The sequence below is a fragment of the Enterobacter sp. RHBSTW-00994 genome, from assembly GCF_013782625.1.
In the GTDB taxonomy this organism is placed as follows: Bacteria; Pseudomonadota; Gammaproteobacteria; order Enterobacterales; family Enterobacteriaceae; genus Enterobacter.
Map to the genome: position 1 here is coordinate 4,190,020 of NZ_CP056199.1, position 17,866 is coordinate 4,207,885.

Below are 17,866 nucleotides of genomic sequence, written 5' to 3' on the forward strand. Positions count from 1 at the left end.
TGTGGGATTATCGAAAGAGAAGAAAAAAATACTCCAAAATCAATTCATGTAGAAAATATTTTCCAACAGTGACGGCGTTCAAAGAAATAAAAAGCCCGCGACACGCGCGGGCTGAAGTTCAGTTAGCCAACGCATTCGCCATGTCAGTTTTGACCTGCTTACGCTGTTCCGGTGTGAGCACCTGGCTGACATCAAAATAGTATTTCACGCGGTAATAGCGGGTTTGTTCTTCAATTTTGCTGAAGGCGGCAAGCTGACTTTTTACTGTGTTTTCATCCCACTTCCCAGCCTGGAACATGTTAATTAATGCCCCATCTTTAACGCCGGTCATGGGGATCTTACTGACGTTTTGTTCCAGTTGCTGATGCAGATCGTCGATCTTCTTAACTTGCTCATGACTCAGCTTCAGGTGTTGTACTAGCGGGTCCTGAGCCGGAGAAGGAGCGGCTTCAACGTCTGCTGCCTGAGCGGTAACACTAAAGCCAACCAGTGAGGCAGCGAACAGAGCAATACGGGTCATTTTCATCATCTTATTGTCCTTAAATACTGTTTCAGGAGAAAACAGGTACATTGTTTTTCAAGACCGGATGACGGGGTGTGAATAATTATATAAACAAATTTGTATGTTCAGCGGGTAAAAAAAAGCCCCCTTGTCGTAAGGGGGCGTGGGGAAAGTGTCGACTTACAGGGCCTGCGTGAAGGTTCGGGAAATCACATCCTGCTGCTGCTCACGGGTGAGCGCATTAAAACGTACCGCGTAGCCCGAAACGCGGATGGTCAGGTTAGGATAATTTTCTGGATGTTCAATCGCATCCATCAACATTTCCCGGTTCATCACGTTAACGTTCAGATGCTGCCCACCCTCAATATTCGCTTCATGGTGGAAATAGCCATCCAGCAAACCGACAAGGTTGGTTTTGCGCACCATCTCGTCTTTACCCAGCGCCTGCGGCACAATTGAGAAGGTGTAGGAAATACCATCCTTCGCGTAGGTAAACGGCAGCTTGGCGACCGACGTTAACGATGCCACAGCCCCTTTGCGATCGCGCCCGTGCATCGGGTTGGCCCCTGGCGCAAATGGCGTTCCGCCGCGACGTCCATCAGGCGTGTTACCGGTTTTCTGGCCATACACCACATTTGAAGTAATCGTCAGAATCGACTGAGTCGGCACAGCGTTACGATAGGTTGGCAACGCCTGAATTTTCTTCATAAAGCGCTCAACCAGGTCGCAGGCAATACTGTCCACACGGTCATCGTTGTTGCCGTATTGTGGATAATCACCCTCAATCACAAAATCGACCGCCAGACCATTATGGTCACGCACTGGTTTCACCGTGGCATATTTGATAGCAGACAAGGAATCCGCCGCAACCGACAGCCCGGCGATCCCACAGGCCATAGTACGATAGACATCCCTGTCGTGCAGCGCCATCAGTGAGGCTTCATAGCTATATTTGTCATGCATATAGTGGATGAGGTTCAGCGCACTGATGTACTGTACCGCCAGCCAGTCCATGAAGTGATCCAGGCTCGCCATCACGGTGTCGTAATCCAGCACATCGTCCAGCAACGGTTCCGTTTTTGGGCCCACCTGAATTTTCAGCTTCTCATCGACGCCACCATTGATTGCATACAGCAGCGTTTTTGCAAGATTGGCGCGGGCGCCAAAGAACTGCATCTGCTTGCCAATGATCATCGGGCTGACGCAGCAGGCGATAGCATAGTCGTCACTGTCAAAATCAACGCGCATCAGATCGTCGTTTTCATATTGCAGGGACGAGGTAATGATCGATACCTGAGCGGCATATTTTTTGAACGCGATCGGTAAATCTTCCGACCAGAGGATCGTCAGATTAGGCTCCGGTGCAGGCCCCATCGTATCCAGCGTATGCAGATAACGGAAACTGTTCTTCGTCACCAGCGTGCGTCCATCCAGCCCCATCCCGCCGATCACTTCCGTCGCCCAGATAGGATCGCCAGAGAAAAGCGTGTCAAACTCCGGAGTACGCAGGAAACGCACCATCCGGATCTTCATGATGAAGTGGTCGATCAACTCCTGAGCCTGGATCTCATTCAGGCGTCCTGCCTGCATGTCACGTTCAATATAGACATCAAGGAACGTCGCCGTCCGCCCCAGCGACATTGCCCCGCCGTTCTGCGATTTAACCGCCGCCAGATAGGCAAAATAGACCCACTGTACCGCCTCCTGGGCATTCATCGCCGGACGGGAAATATCGCAACCGTACTTCGCGGCCATCTGCTGGATTTGCAGCAAGGCACGTTTATGCTCTGCCAGCTCTTCACGCAAACGGATCGTGCCCTCCAGATCGTCCCCCCGCTCCAGCTTCGGTTGCAGGTCGGCAAACTGCAATTCGCGCTCGCGCACCAGATAGCTGATGCCGTACAACGCCACCCGGCGATAATCGCCAATGATGCGCCCGCGCCCATAGCCGTCTGGCAGACCTGTCAGTACACCAGATTTACGGCAGCGCATCATTTCAGGGGAGTAGACGTCGAACACCCCCTGATTGTGTGTTTTCCGCAGGTCGGTAAACAGGTATTCAAACTGCGGATCCATTTCGCGGCCATAGGCTTCGAAAGAGCTGCGGATCATATTGATCCCGCCATACGGATGCAGCGCACGCTTGAGCGGTTTATCGGTTTGCAGACCAACAATGGTCTCAAGATCCTGATCGATATAGCCTGGGCCATGAGCCGTAATGGTTGTCGCAATATTGGTGTCAAAATCCACCGGAGCATGAGTGGCATTCTCCTGGCGGATGCCAACCATCACCTTTTGCCACAGCGCCGTCGTTGCAGGCGTCGCCTGCGCGAGGAAAGCTTCATCGCCTTCATAAGGGGTGTAGTTATGCTGAATAAAATCGCGCACGTTAACGGCGTCTTTCCATTCTTCACCGCGAAACCCGGCCCATGCGTCGCTGTAGGGTGCAACGCTCGTATCGATTGTCACTTTCATGTCATTCTCGCTTTATCAGGCATAAGCCGCAGCCAGAGAAACCTTCCCAAGACGGAGGGCATCCAGCGCGATCATTTTTTCTTCGTTGGTTGGGATCACCGCGCAGGCTACGCGGGATGCATCAGTGGTAATCACCCGTTCTCCGGCGCTACCCGGTAAGGCATTTTTCGCCTCATCCAGCGTGATCCCAAAGACCTTCAGATGCTCTGCGACCAGACCGCGGATCAGTTTTGAGTTTTCACCAATCCCACCGGTAAAGACCACACCATCCAGGCGGTGCAGTGAAGCCGCATGTCCCGCAATATGGCGCGCGATACGGTGGACAAAGGTGCTTATCGCCAGTTGGGCGCGCTGATGCCCCTCGTGCCAGGCCTTTTCCAGCGTGCGCAGATCCGATGACAACCCGGAAATCCCAAGCAAGCCGGACTCTTTATTCACCACACGCTCTAGATCGTCGAACGACTGACCCGTCTGCTGAGCAATCCAGGACATCGCGCCAAAGTCGACATCACCGCAGCGCGTTCCCATCACCAGCCCTTCCAGCGGCGTCATCCCCATCGAAGTGTCCACGCTTTTACCGTTTCGCACCGCACAGACAGATGCCCCATTACCAAGGTGGGCGATGACCAGCCCGCTGTCGTCAGGGGATAACGCCAGTAGCGCCTGCGCCTGCAGGGCAACATAGCGGTGCGATGTGCCGTGGAAGCCGTAACGACGCACACCAAGCTCTTCGAAATAGCGGTACGGTAAGCCGTACAGATAAGCCTCTGGCGACAGCGTCTGGTGGAAGCTGGTGTCAAACACCGCCACCTGCTGCACGCCAGGGAACAGTTGCTGCGCCGCCTCCACGCCGCTTAAGTTGGCGTAGTTGTGCAACGGAGCAAGAGGGGAAACCTGGCGAATCTGTTCGATAACGCGTTCCGTAATCAGGGTCGACTCGCTGAAGAGTTCGCCACCGTGAGCAATACGATGGCCGATTAAGGCTACGCTGCTCATCAGATTACGCTTCTCCAGCTCCAGGGCGATGGCTGCCAACGCCCCTTCATAGTCGTGGTGAGCCAGTCTCGCTGGCTCTCCCCCATTCACGGATATAAAAGCATTTTCAGTGTTGATACCGTCCGCAATGCCCGTCACCAGGGCATCACAGTTGGTGGCATCGAGTACCGAAAACTTAACAGAGGAAGATCCGCAGTTAATAACCAGTACAACCGGAAACTCAATCATGGTTTTACTCCGCTCATCCTGAGCAATGATTTAAAACAGTTTGTAGACGATATTCAGAATGGTCAGCAGACCAATCGCAGTCACGAAGATGTTCTCGGGTCTGCCTTTGAATTTCGCCAGCGCAGGCGTCTTGCGGATGGCATACATCGGCAGCAGACACAGCAGAGAAGCGATAATCGGCGCCCCCATGGCTTCGATAAGGTCAAGAATGTTCGGGTTGGCGTACGCCACAACCCAGGTTGATCCCATGATGAAAATCATGCTGATGGTGTTCAGCTTGCCGATGGAAACCTTGTTCTTGTCACCTTTGTAGCCAAACTTCAGCACCAGACCGTTCAACCCTTCCAGCGTGCCCAGATAGTGACCAAAGAAGGATTTGAAAATGGCAACCAGTGCAATGATGGATGCACCGTATTCCAGTACCGTGGCAAATGTCGATTTCGTTCCTGAGAGCGATGCAAAATGGTTTGCCAGATAGGAGAGCACTGGAATGTTTTGTGCTTTGGCTTCCGCCATGTTTTGCGGAGAAAGCGTGAACAGGCAGCTAAAGGCAAAGAACATCACAACCGCGACCATCAGCATGCTGGCACGACCGATGATTTTGGAACATTTCTGCTCGGTGTACTCTTTACCGAATTCTGGTTCGTACTCTTCACGTTTCGACACCACAAACGAGGAGACGATAGGCGAGAAGTTAAAGGAGAAGACCATGATGGAAATCCCCAGCCAGACGGTCACCAGAATGCCATCATGTCCGGTAAAGGAGAGATCGCTTAGACTGACCTGGTCGATAACTGCCGAGTTCCAGTAAGGGATCAGCGACAGCGAAATCAGCACCAGGCTGGCGATGAATGGAAACACCAGGAAGCTCATGACTTTCACCATCAGGTCTTTACCAAACCAGATAACAAAAGCCATCAGCAGCAGCAGGAACAGCGCCACAAAACCACGGTTCAGAGCAGGTAACTGAAGCTGATTTTCCCAGAAAGTCATAAAGGTGTTGGTAATGGTGACACCGTAAATCCACAACAACGGACAAATCGCAAAAAAGTAGAGGAAGGTAATGACCACGCCGCCAGTCTTGCCGAAATGTTCTTCAACCGTCTCAGTGATGTTGCCGGACACATTGCTCCCGGACAGGCACAAACGCGCCAGCGCGCGGTGGCAGTAAAAAGCGATCGGGAATGCCAGAACCAGCATCAACAGGATAGGGATCAGACCACCAAAACCTGCGCGAATCGGGAAGAACAATACGCCTGCACCGATGGCTGTACCAAACAGCCCTAACGTCCAGGTGGTATCTGATTTGCGCCAGGAGGATGTTTTTGTCTGGCCAACGATAATGCTTTCAGTGTTGCTCATAGGTCATCCTTTATGCGTCAACGAAGCCGGTAATTTGAGAAACGCGGGAGAGGTCGATATTGCCGCCGGAAATAATGCTCACCGTTTTACGCCCCTGAATATAATGGTCCAGCTTGCCGCTTAATAACGCAGCGCATGCCAGTGCTCCAGCCCCTTCGGTCACCACTTTATTTCGCTGAATGAGCGCAATCATGCTGTTACGAATTTCATCTTCACTGACCAGAACAATGTCATCGACTAATTCGCGCACAATCTGGAACGTTAAATTACCTGGGCGAGAAACATCACAACCATCAGCTAATGTCCCCGTAACACGGTGATTCATTATTTCGCCAGCATAATAAGATGCCGCCATGCCATGAACATTTTCGGACTGCACGCCGATAATATTAATGGTTGGGTTAATGGATTTAATTGCCGTGGCAATACCGGCTATTAACCCGCCACCACCGATGGGCACAATCACATTATCAACGTCATACAGATCTTCCAGAATTTCCAGACCGATCGTACCTTGCCCAGCGATTACTTTTGCATCGTCGTAAGGCGGGATAAAAATGCGGCCTTCCATCTCAACGATTTCACTCACTTTAGCGATCGTATCGTTAAAGTTCTCACCATGCAGTACCACTTCCGCAGAATAGTCACGCGTTGCCGCCACTTTCGATTTTGGCGCGCCCATTGGCATCACCACTTTGCCATCAATACCCAGCATGGCGCAGGAGAGCGAGACACCCTGAGCATGGTTACCCGCAGAGCACGCGACAACACCTTTGCGTTTTTCGGCCTCGGTCAGCGAACTTAATTTATTAAATGCACCACGAATTTTAAAAGAACCCGTGCGCTGCATATTCTCAAACTTAAGATATATTTCACCTTTACAACGCTCGCTCAGATAGTTGGATCGCGGCATACCCGTTTTATAAATTTTACCTTCCAGTCGTTTACGTGCAGCCTGTATTTCTTCAATCGTCACCGGGAGATCGTAAGTAATATGCATAATATCCTCGTTATAATAATTCATTGTCTTCAAGCAAAGTCAGGGTGTCAGAGTATTAATAAAACAAGCTCTGGGTGTTTTTTAAAAATAGTTACTGCAATAAGGTTGTTAATTAATCATCGTCGTCTTTCACTGTTCTGTGAAGAATATTGCTTAGCCAGCTCAACTAATACTGAAGCCGATTTTTTAATTCTGTAATTTTTTGACCACACGGCAGCGTAGCGCGCGACAGGTAATTCATCTTCCACAGGTAATACAATAAACTGGTCAGAACCGAACGGCGCAATCATGTCACGAGGAATAACCGTGAGATAATCGGCATTCAGAACAAGGTTATAGATGGTAACAACGGAATCAGTCTGGACGATATTTTCGATATTGATGTGATTATTCTGAAGGGTGGTTAACAGCTCTTTGTAATAGCCCATATCGGTTTGCGGCATCACCCACTGCTCATGCGTGAGCGATGCCAGGGTTGTCGAACCGGTGCACGTTCGTGACTTGCTGGCCACCAGCACAAACTCGGATTCGAACAGAGGCTCTACGTGCAGATCCTGGAGCAGCATTTCATCGCTCAGCGTGCCGATAGCAAAATCCAGCCGCCCATCACGGATGGCGGGCAGGAACGACGAGAGTTGGGCCTCAAACATAGAAACACGCGCTTTTGGGAACACTTCCTTGAATTTCTTGATCATACTGGAGAGGAACGTGAAGCCAATCAGCGACGGGTAGCCAAATGAGACATCCATGACGGTACTGAAACTGAGGCTGTTAATTTCGCTCACCATATTTTTCATTTCGCGGGTGATCGACTCTGAATACGAGAGCAGAACCTGGCCTGCAGCGGTGAGTGTTACGCCGGTGTTTTTGCGAACCATGACTTCAACGCCGAAGTAGGACTCAATATCGCTAATAATTTTGCTGACGGCTGGTTGCGTCAGACCCAGTTGTCTTGCAGCAGAACCTATGGAGCCACTTTTAATGACTTCCTGAAATACCACGAGGTGCTGTGTTTTCGGTAGAATAATAGTATTCATAATATTCTGCGCTTATTTCCCTATGACGGAGAGGATTCTACTCAATATTGTCTTAGGGGGTATGTGCTGTTACTCACAACTTATCTTTTCGCACGATCACCGGCCTCATCAAAATCATATTAATCTCATTTAATTTCAATGCGTTAAATAAAACAAAACATACTGTTTGGCTGATATTGATCAACAAAAACCGCAGTAATAAATTTATTTTATGGCGATAACCATGGTGATTCTCTGTTATTTAAAAATATCAATAAAGACTATCTTTCAGGCAATTAAAGGCTAATAAATAGTCATTATCCACATTAAACATTTTTGTAATTTATCAAATAAGTCGATAATAATTTCTCAGGCAGGATAGAAAGGGCGGCATATATCACACATTCACATGGTAAATGTTTTTAGTTTCAATATCTGTTTATCAAATATGAAAATTATCAGCACCATTAACACAACAACATTAACATACTAACAACACTGGAAAATGGTCATTTTTTAGCGTGTAATTTTGCGATTGCGATCACTCATGGAGTGATGATTTAACCAGGAGACAGTAAAATAGTGAAATGTGCTTACTGTCGCAAAATTGAGAATTGATTTCATTTGCCGCGACAGCGACACCAGACCAACTGACAAAATCGGTAAGCACAAAAGCAAAAACCCCGCCGAAGCGGGGTTTTTTAAGAAGGTGAAGCTGACCGATAAGCCGGGTTCTGTCGTGGACAGTCATTCATCTAGGCCAGCAATCGCTCACTGGCTCAAGCAGCCTACCCGGGTTCAGTACGGGCCGTACCTTATGAACCCCTATTTGGCCTTGCTCCGGGTGGAGTTTACCGTGCCACGGACTGTTGCCAGCCGCGCGGTGCGCTCTTACCGCACCCTTTCACCCTTACCTGATCCCACTTGCGTGGGCCATCGGCGGTTTGCTCTCTGTTGCACTGGTCGTGGGTTTCCCCCCCAGGCGTTACCTGGCACCCTGCCCTATGGAGCCCGGACTTTCCTCCCCTCCGCCCGTCTCCCCCGAAGAGGACGACGACGAAGCGGCGACTGTCTGGTCAGCTTCGGCGCGCAGTATAGTGGGTTTACGCGCCGCTGTCACCCTTGCGTACGCATCCCCATCTGTAAAGTGGCGGCGATATTGCGCGACGCGCGATAAATATTGTCAAACGCTCCCCGGAACGCCTCTTCCAGTGAGCCAATGCTGGTCAACACGCTGAATACGGCATCAATACCATACTGATGCACCACCCCCACATCATTGGTCAGGCTTCCGGCAATACCGATCACCGGTTTATGGTATTTCTTCGCAACATTTGCCACCCCAACAGGCACTTTGCCGTGGATACTCTGGCTATCGAGACGCCCTTCTCCCGTCAGCACCCAGGTGCAGTCATGGATATGTTCTTCCAGGTTGAGCGCCTGCGTCACAATCTCTATGCCACTCCGTAATTCCGCGCCGAGGAATGCCATTAATGCCGCCCCCATTCCTCCTGCCGCTCCTGCACCCGGCACATTCTTCACATCAATGCGCAGTGCGGATTTAATCACGTCGGCATAGTGGCTGAGGTTAGCATCCAGTTCGAGGATCATTCCCTCATCAGCTCCTTTCTGCGGGCCAAAGATACGGGACGCACCTTTATCTCCCACCAGCGGATTGGTGACATCGCATGCCACGCGGATAGTGCAGGCCTTCAGCCGGGGATCAAGCCCTGACACATCAATGCTGTTGAGTGTCATCAAACTACCACCACCGTAACCGATCGCTTTACCATTGGCATCGCACAGCTTTGCCCCCAGAGCCTGCATCATCCCCGCGCCACCATCGTTGGTCGAACTGCCGCCAATACCGATAATGATATTACGGGCTCCTTTATCCAGCGCACTGAGGATCAGTTCCCCGGTCCCGCGTGAGGTGGTGACCAGAGGATTTCGCTGTGCAGGCGGGACAAGCGCCAGACCGCTGGCCGCTGCCATTTCGATAAACGCAGTCAGTCCATCACCTGACATTCCCCAGCAGGCGTTAACCTTCTCGCCCAGAGGCCCGGTGACAACGGCATGCTGCTCTGTCCCGTGGGTCGCGGCAATCATCGCTTCGACTGTACCTTCTCCGCCATCGGCAACAGGAACAGAAACATAAAGTGCATCGGGGAAGATTTCCCGAAATCCTTTTTCTATCGCCTGAGCTACCTCGGTGGCAGAAAGGCTTTCTTTATAAGAGTCTGGAGCGATTACGATTTTCATAGTTGTAGCCTGTTACTGCACTCGGCAAAAACACCGGGCGCGTTCCCGCGCCCGTCTTTATTAGCGAGAGATTTCTACCTTCGCCAGTTTTTCGTAGTAGCACGCAATGGCACTGTGGTCCGCCGTTCCCAGCCCCTCCGCGCGCAGCGCCTGCATCATCTCCATCACGGCTGCGGTCAGCGGCAACTGCGCGCCCACGCCGTGAGAGGTATCCAGCGCATTCGCCAGATCCTTGATATGCAGATCAATACGGAAGCCTGGTTTAAAGTTACGATCCATCACCATCGGCGCTTTCGCATCCAGCACCGTGCTACCTGCCAGACCACCACGAATCGCCTGATAAACCAGGTCCGGGTTTACACCGGCTTTGGTGGCCAGCGTCAGCGCTTCGGACATCGCCGCAATGTTCAGGGCGACAATCACCTGGTTCGCCAGTTTGGTGACATTACCCGCACCAATATCGCCGGTGTGTACCACGGAGCCCGCCATCGCTTTCAGCAGATCGTAGTATTTGTCGAAAATCGCTTTGTCGCCGCCGACCATGACAGAGAGCGTACCGTCGATCGCTTTTGGCTCACCGCCGCTGACCGGCGCGTCCAGCATATCGACACCTTTTACTTTCAGCGCATCGCTGATTTCACGGCTTGCCAGTGGGGCGATAGAACTCATATCAATCACCACCAGACCCGGCTTCGCCCCCTCAATAATGCCGTTTTCACCTAGCGCCACGTCTTTCACATGCGGGGAGTTTGGCAGCATGGTGATGATCACATCACACTGTTCAGCAATGGCTTTTGCGGTGGTCGCCGTTTCTGCGCCAGCAGCAATGACTTCCGCGACAGCCTCTGGGTTACGGTCAGAAACCACCAGTGAGTAACCGGCTTTAATGAGATTTTTACTCATTGGTTTACCCATGATACCCAGGCCAATAAAACCAACTTTCAGTGTCATAATTGCGTCTCTCTCTTTCTCAGTGGTGATTATTTCTTAAAGGAATCCGCTAACTTCTGCGTGGCAGAGCGGAATACGCCGAGGTCGCTACCCACGGCAACAAAGGTTGCGCCCCATTCCAGATAGCGACGCGCATCCGCTTCAACCGGTGCAAGAATGCCGCTCGGTTTACCGTGTGCTTTTGCACGGGCAAAAATATGCTGGATAGCGCGTTGCACTTCCGGGTGGCCGGCGTTGCCGAGGTGGCCCAGTGCAGCAGCCAGATCGCTTGGCCCGACAAAGATGCCGTCTACGCCTTCGGTTGCCGCAATGGCATCCACGTTGTCCACCCCCTGCTGGCTCTCAATCTGTACCAGGATGGTGATGTTTTTATTGGACTGGGCAAAGTAGTCCGGCACAGTGCCAAACATGTTGGCACGATGGGAAACTGACACACCGCGAATGCCTTCTGGTGGATAGCGGGTCGATGCTACCGCCTGAACGGCTTCCTCAACGTTTTCGACAAACGGGATCAGGAAGTTGTAAAACCCGATGTCCAGCAGGCGCTTGATAATCACCGGCTCATTGGTTGGCACGCGGACCACTGGCGCGCTGTGGCTACCTTTGAGCGCCATCAGTTGAGGAATAAAAGTGCTGATATCGTTTGGTGCATGCTCACCATCAAGAACCAGCCAGTCGAATCCAGCCAGACCCAGCACCTCTGTGCTGATTGGGCTTGCCAGTGCGGACCAGCAACCAATCTGGATCTCGTTTGCTGCCAGAGCCGCTTTAAATTTGTTCGGGAAAATATCGTTACTCATCGCTTATACCTTCAATGAATCATGATTTATTTCTGCAATTCCATGCGTTTGATGTCGCCCACTACGAAGAGGTAGCAGAACATCGCCATCAGTGCGGAACAGCCAACGAAGACCAGTGCTGCGTTAAATGAATGCAGCTCACTCACCAGATAGCCAATCACCAGCGGCGTAACAATCGACGCCACGTTGCCAAAGACGTTAAACACCCCACCGCACAGACCCACAATCTCTTTAGGCGCAGTATCGGAAATCACAGGCCAACCGAGTGCACCAAAGCCTTTACCGAAGAAGGCGAGCGCCATCAGCGTGACCACCAATGCGGTGTTATTGGTGTAGTTACACAAAATAATGGATGACGCCAACAACATACCGAGCACAATGGGTAACTTACGCGCCACCGTAATGGACTTACCGCTTTTGATCAGATGATCCGAGAACACACCGCCCAGAACACCACCAACAAAGCCACACAGCGCCGGAATAGAAGCCACCAGGCCGACTTTCAGGATCGACATCCCTTTTTCCTGCACCAGATAAATTGGGAACCATGTCAGGAAGAACCAGGTGATCGTATTAATAAAGTATTGACCAAAAAAGACGCCCAGCATCATGCGGTTAGTCAACAACTGCTTGATGTAGTGGAGTTTAGGACCGCTTGCCGCTTTATCACCAGGCTTCTTGTGATCCATGTCGACCACCGCCCCACCGTCGGAGATGAACTTCAGCTCTTCTGGAGACATACGCGGGTGATCGGTTGGATTATGAATGAACTTGACCCACATTCCGGTCAGTACGAAGCCAATAACGCCCATTACGGTAAAGACATGTTCCCAGCCCCAGGCGAAGGTCAGCCAGCCCAGTAAGGGAGAGAACAGCGCCAGTGAGAAATACTGTGCAGAGTTAAAAATGGCCGAGGCTGTACCACGCTCTTTGGTCGGGAACCAGGCCGCCACAATACGGGCGTTGGCCGGGAATGAAGGCGCTTCCGAGAAGCCCAACATAAAGCGCATACAGAACATTGAGATGCCTGCCCACGCCAGCGGGAACAAATCAACGAACCCTTGCAGGAAGGTGAACAGCGACCAGAAGAACAGGCTATAGGTGTAAACCTTCTTTGAACCAAATTTATCGAGCAGCCAGCCGCCAGGGATCTGCATCAGCAGATAAGCCCAGCCAAACGCAGAGAAGATGTAACCCATCGACACGGCACTGAGCTGCAGCTCTTTTGCCACTTCGGTCCCGGCAATAGAAAGTGTTGCCCGGTCTGCGTAGTTAACCGCGGTAACAATAAAAATAATCAGTAGTATTAAATGACGGGTATGAATACCTTTCTTTGTTTCTACAGCAGTTTCCAGTGACATTTTTATTTCCTCAGGTACATCGATCCAGGTATTTTTATTATTATTTCGGGAAGTTCTTACTGATTATTATCGATAGCAGGCAATATCAGTTAATTAACCAGATGCAATGAAATCGAGGTTAAGTATAAACATCGACTGGTTTCTGCACATTGTTGAATAGCTCAATTATCAAATAAAATATGAACAATACTTTGAGCATATGCCCAATACCCTGGGCGCTAATCCACAGATTTACGCATTCCCCTCCAGGCTGCGCCCTCTCTCGCATTGATGAGTGATCTCGATCACATTTTTATCCTTCAAGTCCTGACATTCTTTATTTAAGAAAGCAGCACCTTTATTTCCGACAATAAGAAAATAAATACTTTCCTGGCTGCATTTAATATCTGACACTTTGCTGGAGAATACTGAACAATGGCTGACATTGAAATTCGACAAGCGTCGCCGACGGCGTTCTATATAAAAGTACACGACACAGATAATGTGGCGATTATTGTTAATGACAACGGTTTAAAAGCGGGAACACGTTTTCCGGACGGACTGGAACTTATTGAACATATCCCTCAGGGGCATAAAGTTGCCCTGGTGGATATTCCGGTACACGGCGAAATCGTTCGCTATGGCGAAGTGATTGGCTACGCTGTTCGCGCTATTCCACAAGGAAGCTGGATTGACGAGTCGCTGGTCGAACTGCCGGAAGCGCCGCCGCTGAACACCTTACCGCTGGCAACCCGAATCCCTGACCCCCTGCCCCCTCTGGAAGGGTATACCTTTGAGGGTTACCGCAACGCGGACGGTAGCGTCGGGACAAAAAACCTGCTCGGTATTACCACCAGCGTGCATTGTGTGGCAGGCGTCGTCGATTATGTCGTGAAAATCATCGAGCGCGATCTGTTGCCAAAATACCCAAATGTTGATGGCGTGGTGGGTCTGAACCATCTTTACGGATGTGGTGTGGCAATCAACGCCCCGGCGGCGGTTGTGCCCATTCGTACCATTCATAACATCGCCCTGAACCCGAATTTTGGTGGCGAAGTGATGGTCATTGGCCTGGGCTGCGAAAAACTGCAACCCGAACGTTTGCTTCAGGGAACCGAAGATGTGCAAGCCATTGCCGTGGACGATGCCAGCATCGTGCGTCTGCAGGATGAACACCACGTTGGTTTTAAATCAATGGTCGACGATATCCTCCAGGTTGCCGTCCGTCACCTCGAAAAGCTGAACCAGCGTCAGCGTGAAACCTGTCCGGCTTCTGAACTGGTAGTAGGAACGCAGTGCGGTGGCAGCGATGCGTTCTCCGGTGTAACGGCAAACCCGGCGGTGGGCTATGCCTCTGACCTGTTTGTACGCTGTGGCGCAACGGTCATGTTCTCTGAAGTCACCGAGGTGCGTGATGCTATCCACCTGCTGACACCCCGCGCAATCAACGAAGACGTGGGTAAACGCCTGCTGGAAGAGATGGCCTGGTACGACAACTATCTTGATATGGGCAAAACAGATCGTAGCGCCAACCCGTCTCCGGGCAACAAAAAAGGTGGCCTGGCTAACGTGGTTGAAAAAGCGCTCGGATCGATTGCTAAATCCGGTCAGAGTGCGATTTCAGAAGTTCTTTCACCGGGCCAGCGCCCAACGAAACGTGGCTTGATTTACGCCGCCACACCGGCCAGCGATTTTGTCTGTGGAACCCAGCAGGTTGCGTCCGGGATCACCGTGCAAGTCTTCACCACCGGTCGCGGTACACCTTACGGCCTGATGGCGGTTCCGGTTATTAAGATGGCGACACGCACAGAGTTGGCGAACCGCTGGTATGACTTAATGGACATCAACGCCGGGACAATCGCTACCGGGGAAGAGAGCATTGAGGATGTCGGCTGGAAACTGTTCCACTTCATCCTTGATGTGGCGAGCGGTCGCAAGAAAACGTTCTCTGACCAATGGGGATTACATAATCAACTGGCGGTGTTTAACCCGGCTCCTGTGACCTGATTCATATTCCCAACTGCACCTAACGGTCCCCTCTCCTCATAGGGAGAGGGTTAGGGTGAGGGGGAAAGCCCTCTTAAACCAATACCACATCAATCCCGCTTTTCCGCAGCCCTTCCAGACTCTCCGCCGGAATACCTTCATCGACAATAATCATATCAATGCGTTGCGTATCAATAATCTTATGCAGGCTTGACCGGTTGAATTTGGTCGAGTCGGTGACCACGATAATCCGCTCAGCCACTTCGCACATTTTGCGGTTGAGCCGCGCTTCGTCCTCGTTGTGCGTGCTCACCCCTCTGTCCAGATCAATGGCATCGACCCCGAGAAACAGCAGATCAAAATGATAATTTTGGAGTGACTGCTCCGCCTGGTCGCCGTAGAACGACTGGGACTGACGGCGCAGATGCCCACCGGTCATCAGCAGCTCAACCCCTTCCGCATCCAGCAGTGCATTTGCCACGTTCATACCGTTAGTCATGGCAATCACATCCGTGTGCTGGCGCAGCATACGGGCGATTTCACAGGTTGTGGTTCCCGAATCCAGAATGATGCGATGGCCCGGCTTCACCAGCGCCGCTGCCGCCTGGGCAATACTGCGCTTCACCGCAGTATTGAGAGAACTTTTATCTTCCACTGAGGGCTCAGCACCAGGCACGTTGCCCTCACAAATCAGCGCACCACCGTAAGCCCGAACAGCAATGCCCTGCTTCTCAAGAAACGCCAGATCGTTACGGATCGTTACCGTGGAGACGCCATATAAGAGAGAAAGATCGTTAACCTGCACACTTCCCTGCTGACGCAACCGCTGGATGATCTGCTCACGTCTTTCGCTTGTGCCGCTGATACGCTTGTCTGCGGATGAATCGGTGCTGCTCATAAGCACTCCTTTATAAAAAATCTTTCGTTTCATTTCGTTTTATCTATTAACGCCTTTCTTTTTATGGAATGCAAGTCCCCCTGAGTGCTCTTCCTGCGACGCCTTCGGTGCTGAAACCTTTCATTATGTTTCTTTTGTGAAACAGATCGGAAAACTATTATCTTTCGTTTTATTTTTATATCACCATGATGCAGGATTAAATGAAACAAAACGAAAGATGAATACCATCACCATCCAAAATGGAGAGGAAAGTGAAACATCTGACAACTATGGTGGAACAGCATAAACAGGGGAAAACAAACGGGATTTATGCCGTCTGCTCCGCGCATCCGCTGGTACTGGAAGCCGCCATTCGCTACGCCCACGCAAACGCTACGCCGCTGTTGATTGAAGCCACGTCCAACCAGGTGGATCAATTCGGCGGCTACACCGGCATGACGCCCGCTGACTTTCGCGGTTTTGTCTGTCAGCTTGCAGACTCGCTCGGTTTCCCGCTTTCATCACTGATTCTGGGTGGCGATCATCTCGGCCCAAACCGCTGGCAACACTTGCCTGCCCCCCAGGCGATGGCGAATGCGGACGATCTCATCAAAAGCTATGTGGCCGCCGGATTTAAAAAGATCCACCTCGATTGCAGTATGTCCTGCGAAGGTGATCCCCTGCCACTCACCGATGAAATCGTTGCTGAACGCGCCGCGCGACTGGCAAAAATCGCCGAAGAGACCTGTCAGGATCTGTGGGGTGAGTCTGATCTGGTGTACATCATCGGCACAGAGGTTCCGGTTCCCGGTGGCGCTCACGAGGCACTCACTGAACTGCAAGCCACCACGCCCGATGCGGCACAAGCCACTCTAGAGGCTCACCGTCATGCTTTCGAAGCTCTCGGCCTGAGTGCCATCTGGCCGCGAATTATCGGGCTGGTCGTGCAGCCTGGCGTCGAATTCGATCATACAAACGTCATTGATTATCAGCCGGAGAAAGCCGTCGCGCTGAGCGCTATGGTTGAACACTATGACACGCTGGTGTTTGAAGCACACTCCACCGATTACCAGACACCTCAGGCTCTGCGCCAGTTGGTGAAAGACCATTTCGCCATTCTGAAGGTGGGTCCGGCCCTGACATTTGCCCTGCGTGAAGCCCTGTTTTCATTGGCTGCCATCGAGGAAGAACTGCTGCCTGCCAAAGCCTGCTCCGGCCTGCGTCACGTCCTGGAAAACGTGATGCTCGACCGCCCAGAATACTGGCAAAGCCACTACCACGGTGACGGTAACGCACGACGCCTGGCGCGTGGATACAGCTATTCCGACCGGGTGCGTTACTACTGGCCCGATAGCCAGATTGATGAAGCCTTCGAACGACTGGTCCGTAACCTGGCCGATCAGCCCATTCCCCTGCCGCTCATCAGCCAGTATTTACCGCTGCAGTACAGCAAAGTTCGCGAGGGCGCTCTCAACGCGACGCCGAAGGCCCTCATCATTAACCACATTCAGGACATACTGGAGCAGTACCACACTGCCTGCCAGGGTGTTGCGTCCTATAACGCATAACAAAAAAGAGGAAAACGCTATGCCAAATATTGTCTTAAACCGCATCGACGAACGTTTGATTCACGGCCAGGTCGGCGTTCAGTGGGTGGGGTTTGCCGGAGCCAATCTGGTGCTGGTGGCCAATGATGAGGTGGCTGAAGATTCGGTCCAGCAAAACCTGATGGAAATGGTGCTGGCTGAAGGGATTGCAGTGCGCTTCTGGACCCTGCAAAAGGTGATCGACAACATTCACCGCGCCGCCGATCGGCAAAAAATCCTGCTGGTCTGCAAGTCACCCGCTGATTTCCAGAAACTGGTCGAGGGTGGCGTCCCCGTTACCCGCATAAACGTAGGAAACATGCACTACGCCAATGGCAAGCAACAAATTGCCAAAACGGTTTCTGTCGACGCTCACGATATTGCTGCATTCAACAGCCTGAAAGCCTCAGGGGTCGAATGCTTTGTACAGGGCGTTCCGACAGAACCCGCTTTGGATCTCTTTAAACTACTCTGAGGGATTCACA

General features: G+C 51.6%; 14 protein-coding genes and 1 other RNA gene. 3 read left to right on the plus strand and 12 right to left on the minus strand.

Annotated elements, in window-relative coordinates:
* Window positions 1–118: 118 nt before the first annotated feature.
* From HV346_RS19955 to HV346_RS20005, 11 genes are all read right to left on the minus strand, one after another.
* Window positions 119–529: a Spy/CpxP family protein refolding chaperone gene (locus HV346_RS19955; protein ID WP_181620899.1), complete on the minus strand. Its 411-nt coding sequence runs from the start codon at window positions 527–529 to the stop codon at window positions 119–121.
* A gap of 153 nt (window positions 530–682) precedes the next feature.
* On the minus strand, window positions 683–2,977 hold the full coding sequence (pflB, locus tag HV346_RS19960) for a formate C-acetyltransferase (protein WP_181620900.1): 2,295 nt from the start codon (window positions 2,975–2,977) through the stop codon (window positions 683–685).
* Window positions 2,978–2,992: 15 nt separating this feature from the next.
* On the minus strand, window positions 2,993–4,201 hold the full coding sequence (gene tdcD / locus HV346_RS19965; RefSeq protein ID WP_181620901.1) for a propionate kinase: 1,209 nt from the start codon (window positions 4,199–4,201) through the stop codon (window positions 2,993–2,995).
* A gap of 30 nt (window positions 4,202–4,231) precedes the next feature.
* Complete coding sequence (gene tdcC / locus HV346_RS19970; RefSeq protein ID WP_181620902.1) at window positions 4,232–5,563, minus strand: threonine/serine transporter TdcC; 1,332 nt, start codon at window positions 5,561–5,563, stop codon at window positions 4,232–4,234.
* A 10-nt stretch (window positions 5,564–5,573) separates the two neighbouring features.
* On the minus strand, window positions 5,574–6,563 hold the full coding sequence (gene tdcB / locus HV346_RS19975; RefSeq protein WP_181620903.1) for a bifunctional threonine ammonia-lyase/L-serine ammonia-lyase TdcB: 990 nt from the start codon (window positions 6,561–6,563) through the stop codon (window positions 5,574–5,576).
* A gap of 116 nt (window positions 6,564–6,679) precedes the next feature.
* The gene (gene tdcA / locus HV346_RS19980; protein ID WP_181620904.1) at window positions 6,680–7,600 is read right to left on the minus strand and encodes a transcriptional regulator TdcA; all 921 of its coding nucleotides are present in this window, start codon (window positions 7,598–7,600) and stop codon (window positions 6,680–6,682) included.
* Window positions 7,601–8,286: 686 nt separating this feature from the next.
* An RNA gene (gene rnpB / locus HV346_RS19985) (RNase P RNA component class A) lies at window positions 8,287–8,663 on the minus strand.
* A gap of 32 nt (window positions 8,664–8,695) precedes the next feature.
* Window positions 8,696–9,841 (minus strand): glycerate 2-kinase, encoded by a 1,146-nt coding sequence (garK, locus tag HV346_RS19990; protein WP_181620905.1) that lies wholly within the window; start codon window positions 9,839–9,841, stop codon window positions 8,696–8,698.
* Window positions 9,842–9,901: 60 nt separating this feature from the next.
* Window positions 9,902–10,792, minus strand: a complete 891-nt coding sequence (gene garR / locus HV346_RS19995; protein ID WP_181620906.1) for a 2-hydroxy-3-oxopropionate reductase — start codon at window positions 10,790–10,792, stop codon at window positions 9,902–9,904.
* A 29-nt stretch (window positions 10,793–10,821) separates the two neighbouring features.
* Window positions 10,822–11,592, minus strand: a complete 771-nt coding sequence (garL, locus tag HV346_RS20000) for a 2-dehydro-3-deoxyglucarate aldolase (protein WP_181620907.1) — start codon at window positions 11,590–11,592, stop codon at window positions 10,822–10,824.
* Between the two features lie 26 nt (window positions 11,593–11,618).
* Complete coding sequence (locus tag HV346_RS20005; protein ID WP_181620908.1) at window positions 11,619–12,953, minus strand: MFS transporter; 1,335 nt, start codon at window positions 12,951–12,953, stop codon at window positions 11,619–11,621.
* A gap of 414 nt (window positions 12,954–13,367) precedes the next feature.
* On the opposite strand from HV346_RS20005, the gene garD reads away from it, so the two are divergent.
* Window positions 13,368–14,939, plus strand: coding sequence for a galactarate dehydratase (garD, locus tag HV346_RS20010; RefSeq protein WP_181620909.1), 1,572 nt, complete (start codon window positions 13,368–13,370; stop codon window positions 14,937–14,939).
* 73 nt (window positions 14,940–15,012) lie between these two features.
* Here the strand turns inward: garD and HV346_RS20015 are convergent, their stop codons facing one another.
* The gene (locus HV346_RS20015; protein WP_181620910.1) at window positions 15,013–15,816 is read right to left on the minus strand and encodes a DeoR family transcriptional regulator; all 804 of its coding nucleotides are present in this window, start codon (window positions 15,814–15,816) and stop codon (window positions 15,013–15,015) included.
* A 251-nt stretch (window positions 15,817–16,067) separates the two neighbouring features.
* Between HV346_RS20015 and kbaZ the strand changes: the two genes are divergently transcribed.
* Together kbaZ and agaV are read left to right on the plus strand one after the other, a co-directional pair.
* Window positions 16,068–17,363, plus strand: a complete 1,296-nt coding sequence (gene kbaZ / locus HV346_RS20020) for a tagatose-bisphosphate aldolase subunit KbaZ (protein WP_181620911.1) — start codon at window positions 16,068–16,070, stop codon at window positions 17,361–17,363.
* Window positions 17,364–17,382: 19 nt separating this feature from the next.
* Window positions 17,383–17,856, plus strand: coding sequence for a PTS N-acetylgalactosamine transporter subunit IIB (gene agaV, locus HV346_RS20025; RefSeq protein ID WP_181620912.1), 474 nt, complete (start codon window positions 17,383–17,385; stop codon window positions 17,854–17,856).
* Window positions 17,857–17,866 lie beyond the last annotated feature (10 nt).